Raw genomic sequence first — 6,451 nt, forward strand, 5'->3', positions numbered from 1 at the left:
GAGGTTTTTCAGAAATATTAGGAACAATCCTTTGATGGGGTAAAGACTTCACGGAAAGGCTTTGTTGAGTGGATCGATCCATCCTCAAATTAACGGGTAACATCACACCCACAGCAAAACTAGCACTAGCTGCTATCAGAGCAAATAAAGCAACTTTCTGTTGTCGCAATAGAGGACTATACTGGGCCACGAGATTACTCCTTTACACCGAAATAAATTATAGGATTGAAATCGATCACACTGCATCTCAAAGGTTGACTAATCCACCGAGCAAATCAGAGCTTAGAGATCCATATTTTTAATAAAAAGTCAAGACCCTGATGACAAACGTGATCTTCTACATTTTGAGGGTTGAGCGAGAATACCTCTCAAATGCTAATTCATAAGGACGCTAACCGGAAGATACTTTGATCAAAACGTTAGCTTTTGTTGATAATTGTTTCATGATATAAACGAACAATCCGTTGAATCACTTGATCAATCGTTAAATTATCCGTTTCAACTTCAACAGCATCAACCGCTTTTCGTAAAGGAGAAATAGCTCGATTACTATCCAGTTGATCCCGTTGGGCAATATCTTGTTCGAGTTGTTCTTGAGTGATCTCTGTTTGGCCTTTAGCGTGCAGTTCTAATAATCGCCGTTTTGCCCGTTCTTGTACGGATGCAGTTAAGAAAATTTTCAATTCAGCATCGGGAAATACCGTTGTTCCAATATCCCGACCTTCAGCCACAATTCCCCCTTGACGACCAAACGCTTGTTGCTGTTTGACTAACGCTTGACGAACCGCCCATTGAGACGCGATCGCAGATACATTCGCCGTGACCTCCAAGGATCGAATCGCCTCCGTTACATCCTGGCTATTAATCACCGTTCTCGGTTGTTCCCCATCGGGAATTAATTCAATTTGGCATTGACTCACAATTTCGGCGATCGCAGGTTCATCATCAATCTTAATTCCCGACTGAAGCACCCACCTTGTCACCGCCCGATACATCGCCCCCGTATCCAAATACAACAACCCTAACGCCTCGGCAATTTTGCGCGTTACCGTCGATTTCCCGGCTCCGGCTGGCCCATCAATGGCGATAATCGGTTGACGATGACGCAAAATCAAATTATCAATTAACCGAGTTGTCCCCACACGGGCTGCAACGGCTAATAACCCCGTCGTTTCCAGGTTACTCAACGGAATTAATGTCTCCGGTTCAACTAACTCAATATATTGAACTTGTACCCCAGGTTCAGTTTCTAATTCAGTTTGTACAATTTGTTTAATATCCGTAGCCGTTTTACAGCCTTGTTGAAATTGTTGTTCACCTCGACGCAAAGCTCGATACAAAACCGTTGCTTGCCGTTTTTCCTCATCTGTTAAATATTGATTGCGAGAACTATAAGCCAGTCCCGACGGTTCTCGAATAATCGGACAGGGAATTATCTCAATCGGCCAGTTTAAATCCTGAACCAAACGTTGAATAATCGCAATTTGTTGAGCATCTTTTTGACCAAAATAAGCGCGATCCGGTTGCACCAAATTGAATAATTTAGCCACAACCGTCGCCACCCCTTGAAAATGTCCGGGTCGAGATTTTCCGCACAACCCCGACATCATCGATGCTGGGGGAATCACCATCGTTTGCATTGAGGAAGGATACATTTCCTCCACTTCGGGAGCAAAAACCACATCAACCCCCGCCTGTTCACACTGTTGCAAATCCGCCTCTAAAGCACGAGGATATTTTTGGAAATCCTCTTGGGGGCCAAACTGTATGGGATTGACGAAAATACTCACCACAACTAACGAATTTTCTGCTCTCGCCCGTTGAATTAAACTCAGATGCCCTAAATGCAAACCTCCCATAGTGGGAACCAAACCCACTAACTTGTCAGGGTTTTGGGTTCGGTAGCCCCGAAGATAACACCGTAGAGCCGCAACGCTAGTCAACAGACGAATCATAAATCAGTTATCAGTAATCAATTATCAATTGTAGGGGCAGGGTTCTCCCCGCCTCTACTCAGTTATCAATTATCAATCAACAATGAACAGTTAATAGCCAACTCCGACACTGATAAGTGATCACTGATATAGCAGTCTCGCCTGGGATGTTAGGACATAGACTGAATCTAAAACCGTTTGCAGAGAAATCTTTTCCTCCCTGTTCCCTGTTCCCTGTTCCCTGTTCCCTGCTATTACTGATTCGGAGTCAAGACATCAATTTGCACAGGGGCGACTCCACTGCTAATCATGCCAATGGCTTGAGCCGCACCTTTCGATAAATCAAGCACCCGACCACCCGCATAGGGGCCACGATCATTAATCCGTACTACAACGGATTGACCATTATCTTGATTGGTGACTCGTACGACTGTGCCAAAGGGTAAAGAAGGATGGGCGGCTGTTAAATCGTATTGATTAAAGGTTTCTCCATTAGCCGTTTGATTTCCATCAAAACCAGGGCCATACCAAGATGCCCAACCCACGATTCGTTTGAAGAAAAACCCAGTGGCGACCTCTGAAACAGATGGCTTGGGTAAACCTTCAATTGCATTTAAAGGGGGAGCATTGCCGATTTGGCGTCGAATGCGATTAGTCGCTTGTAAAGCATCCGTTGCTTTGTCATTGGTCGTATCCGGCAAAATAGTTTGTGAATCAATGGCGACCAGTTCTTTACCAGCTGCTTCAATTACATAACGCTGGCGTTGTTCATCCCATCGAACTTGAATCGTCGTGGCATCAAAGTTATTGCGAATCAGTTGATTAATTTCGGCTGCAACGGCAGTGGCACGGGAAACGGGGTCAGTGGCGATGGCAGATTGCGTTGCAGAAGTTTTAGGATTCGGCAGGTCAGCCCGGTTAGAATAAGATCCCACTTTTATCGGTTGAAGCGTCGGGGCTGTTCTAGCTTTGGGATCAAAGTTCGCATTTTGGATAAAGGTCAGGACTGGAATATTCCTAATGTAAAGGGTTGCCGCTTGTTCTTGATTCACTTCATGAGCTTTGATTTTGGCAACCGTTTCGGGTAAAAAGGCTGTAGTCGTTTGTTGGGATTGATATTCTCCAACTTTCACCACGTCGGCAGGTTCAGTTTGGGTCGCAGATAGGATGATCTCTTCAGAGGGTGTTTTTAATGGAATTGAGGGTACAAAATTGGGAGGATTTAAACGTTCTCCTTCATTGACTGAGGGATTAAGGTTAAACGCTGAGGTTGATTCAGCGTGGCTAGAGGAGCTTATGCTTAAAATCGGCAGAAGAAGAACTGCTGTAAGACCGCTCCAAAATTGATGCTTCATAAGTCTATTCTCAAAACTGCTGGTTGATCGAGTTGAAGCTTTACACTGGTTGAGATCTCCTGAATCGGAAGCATTAAGTCTTGCAATTCGTGTTTAGGAACTGAACAGCTAAAGATTTTAATGCTGGGTTAAAAACCCGAATCTTGGGAGATTCAATTCGTCAACTCACACTCGTTCCGCATTCACCTTTGTTTGAGGAACTGCAACAGACTAACACGAACTTGTGAATTTGGGGATCACTCCCTCAAGGGGGTTTGCCGTGTTTTTTCACAAACTAAACTGTTCAGTTTTAAGCGCAAACCCTGATCTATCAAAGGATGTAGAGATTCTTACTTAGTGAAAATTTTTAAAATAGAGTTTTGATTGAATTTTCTTATAGGTTTGACAACTTACCATAGAATCGAGAAGACAGAACTGGAAATAATAGAGCCGAAAATTGCTTAAATAGGGTTTAGAAAGACAAGGATCGAAGAAGATGGATTATCGGGAAGCTGGTGTAGATATTCAAGCAGGTCGAGATTTTGTTGATGGCATTCGGAACCTCGTCCAGAAAACCTATCGACCGGAAGTATTAGGGGGCTTAGGGGGGTTTGGAGGTTGTTTTGCCCTCCCTTCCGGGTATAACGAACCTATCCTCGTTTCTGGAACCGATGGCGTAGGAACTAAATTAAAACTGGCCACAAGCCTCAACCGTCATGACACCGTTGGTATTGATTTAGTGGCGATGTGCGTTAACGATGTCCTGACCTGTGGGGCAGAACCCTTATTTTTTTTGGACTATTTGGCGACCGGAAAACTTGATGGTGAACAATTAACCCAAGTCGTCGCCGGAATTTCCCAAGGATGTCAACAAGCCGGATGCAGCCTTCTGGGGGGAGAAACGGCTGAAATGCCCGGATTTTATCAACCGGGGGAATATGATATGGCGGGTTTTTGTGTGGGAATTGTGGAAAAAAGCCAAATGTTAAACGGTTCCCAAGTCCAAATCGGCGATATCGCCATTGGATTAGCTAGTAGTGGCGTTCACAGTAATGGCTTTAGTTTAGTGCGAAAAGTCGTCAGTGATGGCGGCTGGAATTGGAATGACAGTCCTGAAGTTTTGGGGGGTCAATCCATTGGAGAAGTGTGTTTAACGCCGACGCAAATTTACGTTAAACCAATTTTACAAGCTATCCGCCAGGGTGTAGAGATTCATGGCATGGCCCATATTACCGGAGGCGGTTTACCGGAAAACTTACCACGCTGTTTGGGAGAAGGACAAGCCGTTCAAATTTATCCCAATAGTTGGCCCGTGCTGCCGATTTTTAACTGGTTGGCTCAAGCTGGACAAGTTAACCCTGCCGCCATGTTTGATACCTTTAACATGGGTCTGGGTTTTGTGGTCTTGGTTCCTCCTCAACAAGCAGAAACCACAGGAGAATGGTTTGAAACTCAAGGAATTCTGGCTTATACCATCGGGGAAGTTGTATCAGGAACCGGCGGTTTAATCGGATTACCCGTCAATTGATTGATGTCCTAATTGTAGGATAAGCTAGAGTGCTACCCATTGCTGTAGTAGAGACGCGCCATGGCGCGTCTCTACAGGGAACGGATGCGTAGCAAACATCTAAAGATTTGATATTACTATTCCCTATTGCCTATTCCCTATTGCCCATTCGTAATTCGTAATTCGTAATTCGTAATTCTCTGTTCCCTATTCCCTATTAATTACCCATCATGTCTGTTACATGGCAAATTGCCAAAACCTACGAAGATATTCTCTATCACAAAGCCGAGGGTATCGCTAAAATTACGATTAACCGTCCAGAAAAACGTAATGCCTTCCGGCCAAAAACTGTTTTTGAACTTTATGATGCCTTTTGTGATGCCCGTGAAGACATCAATATTGGTGTGGTATTATTCACCGGAGCAGGGCCACATACCGATGGTAAATATGCCTTTTGTTCTGGCGGGGATCAAAGCGTAAGGGGAGATGCAGGATATATTGATGATATTGGAATTCCGCGATTAAACGTTTTAGATTTACAACGGTTAATCCGAACTATGCCCAAAGTTGTGATTGCATTGGTGGCAGGATATGCCATTGGAGGCGGTCATGTCCTGCATTTAATTTGTGATTTGACCCTAGCGGCAGATAATGCGATTTTTGGTCAAACCGGGCCGAAAGTGGGGAGTTTTGATGGGGGATTTGGAGCCAGTTATTTAGCCCGAATTGTCGGTCAAAAAAAAGCACGAGAAATCTGGTATTTGTGTCGTCAATATAATGCTCAACAAGCCTTAGAAATGGGGTTAATCAATTCTGTGGTTCCTGTAGAACAATTAGAAGCAGAAGGCATTCAATGGGCTCAGGAAATTTTAGAGAAAAGTCCCATTGCCATTCGTTGTTTAAAAGCTGCCTTTAATGCCGATTGTGATGGCCAAGCGGGTTTACAGGAATTAGCCGGAAATGCCACATTACTTTATTACATGACAGAAGAAGGAACGGAAGGCAAACAAGCGTTCTTGGAGAAACGACGCCCGAATTTCCGTCAATATCCTTGGCTTCCCTAACCCCAAAATTATCCTTGTGGGGACAAAAAATCACCTGTCCCCACAATCTCTTCACTAGGCCAACAGCGATTCTACCTCTTCTGACTCATGAACTCGATGGGACTCTAAAGAAATCACATCCCGTAACCGAGATTTTTCGGGTTGTAACTGAATCAAGGTTTCTAAGGTTTCCCAAGATGGAGCAAAGGCGGGGAGTGCCATTTGGCATGACTTCCACCCGCCTTTGACTGAAACTTGAAGCAACTGACAATGCCCCCCACGATGGCCTTCGGGTGTATAGTTTTGGCAATGCCGACAGACCGAGATCAAGTTTCCAGACTCCATGTTCAGTTCCCCAAGAAGAATATCTATTTCTTTTATTGTCAGGGATCGCTTAATCCGGGTTTTTTATCGGCAAACTTCTATTCTGTCTAGGTTTGAGTTCGATTTTTAGTGCCGTTTTACTTAATACTTCTTTTATTTTTGCTGTAAAATTAGATACACAATAACAATAATAACCATTATTGGTAAATTGTTCAGATATTTCGGAATAATCACAATTATATAAACCGTTAACAAAAATTGTGTTGTTTGGGTGTAATGTATTTCCCGTTGCGGAAATAATATCTCTAT

General features: G+C 43.8%; 6 protein-coding genes and 1 pseudogene. 2 read left to right on the forward strand and 5 right to left on the reverse strand.

The window, feature by feature from the left end:
• From ACKPEB_RS09725 to ACKPEB_RS09735, 3 genes and pseudogenes are all read right to left on the reverse strand, one after another.
• Positions 1 to 190 (reverse strand): annotated as a pseudogene (locus ACKPEB_RS09725) (hypothetical protein); the annotation flags it as partial.
• A gap of 229 nt (positions 191 to 419) precedes the next feature.
• A complete protein-coding gene (locus ACKPEB_RS09730) occupies positions 420 to 1,952 on the reverse strand; it encodes a bifunctional pantoate--beta-alanine ligase/(d)CMP kinase (protein ID WP_408964687.1) in 1,533 nt (510 codons plus the stop codon).
• A gap of 236 nt (positions 1,953 to 2,188) precedes the next feature.
• A complete protein-coding gene (locus ACKPEB_RS09735) occupies positions 2,189 to 3,289 on the reverse strand; it encodes a septal ring lytic transglycosylase RlpA family protein (protein WP_408964682.1) in 1,101 nt (366 codons plus the stop codon).
• 475 nt (positions 3,290 to 3,764) lie between these two features.
• Between ACKPEB_RS09735 and purM the strand changes: the two genes are divergently transcribed.
• Complete coding sequence (gene purM, locus ACKPEB_RS09740) at positions 3,765 to 4,796, forward strand: phosphoribosylformylglycinamidine cyclo-ligase (RefSeq protein WP_408964683.1); 1,032 nt, start codon at positions 3,765 to 3,767, stop codon at positions 4,794 to 4,796.
• 209 nt (positions 4,797 to 5,005) lie between these two features.
• Entirely contained in the window at positions 5,006 to 5,839 is an 834-nt protein-coding gene (gene menB / locus ACKPEB_RS09745) for a 1,4-dihydroxy-2-naphthoyl-CoA synthase (protein ID WP_408964684.1), read from the forward strand.
• 54 nt (positions 5,840 to 5,893) lie between these two features.
• Here menB and ACKPEB_RS09750 read toward each other — a convergent pair whose 3' ends face one another.
• Together ACKPEB_RS09750 and ACKPEB_RS09755 are read right to left on the reverse strand one after the other, a co-directional pair.
• Complete coding sequence (locus ACKPEB_RS09750; RefSeq protein ID WP_408964685.1) at positions 5,894 to 6,163, reverse strand: hypothetical protein; 270 nt, start codon at positions 6,161 to 6,163, stop codon at positions 5,894 to 5,896.
• A 49-nt stretch (positions 6,164 to 6,212) separates the two neighbouring features.
• A partial coding sequence (locus tag ACKPEB_RS09755) for a hypothetical protein (protein ID WP_408964686.1) occupies positions 6,213 to 6,451 on the reverse strand: 239 nt, incomplete at its 5' end.

Origin of the sequence: Planktothrix sp. (assembly GCF_046067725.1) — a bacterium.
Taxonomy (GTDB): Bacteria; Cyanobacteriota; Cyanobacteriia; order Cyanobacteriales; family Microcoleaceae; genus Planktothrix.

Excerpts from the sequence above, each read along its gene's own strand:
- ACKPEB_RS09735 (WP_408964682.1), bottom strand. The coding sequence starts at position 3,289 with ATGAAGCATCAATTTTGGAGCGGTCTTACAGCAGTTCTTCTTCTGCCG.
- purM (WP_408964683.1), top strand. The coding sequence starts at position 3,765 with ATGGATTATCGGGAAGCTGGTGTAGATATTCAAGCAGGTCGAGATTTT.
- menB (WP_408964684.1), top strand. The coding sequence starts at position 5,006 with ATGTCTGTTACATGGCAAATTGCCAAAACCTACGAAGATATTCTCTAT.
- ACKPEB_RS09750 (WP_408964685.1), bottom strand. The coding sequence starts at position 6,163 with ATGGAGTCTGGAAACTTGATCTCGGTCTGTCGGCATTGCCAAAACTAT.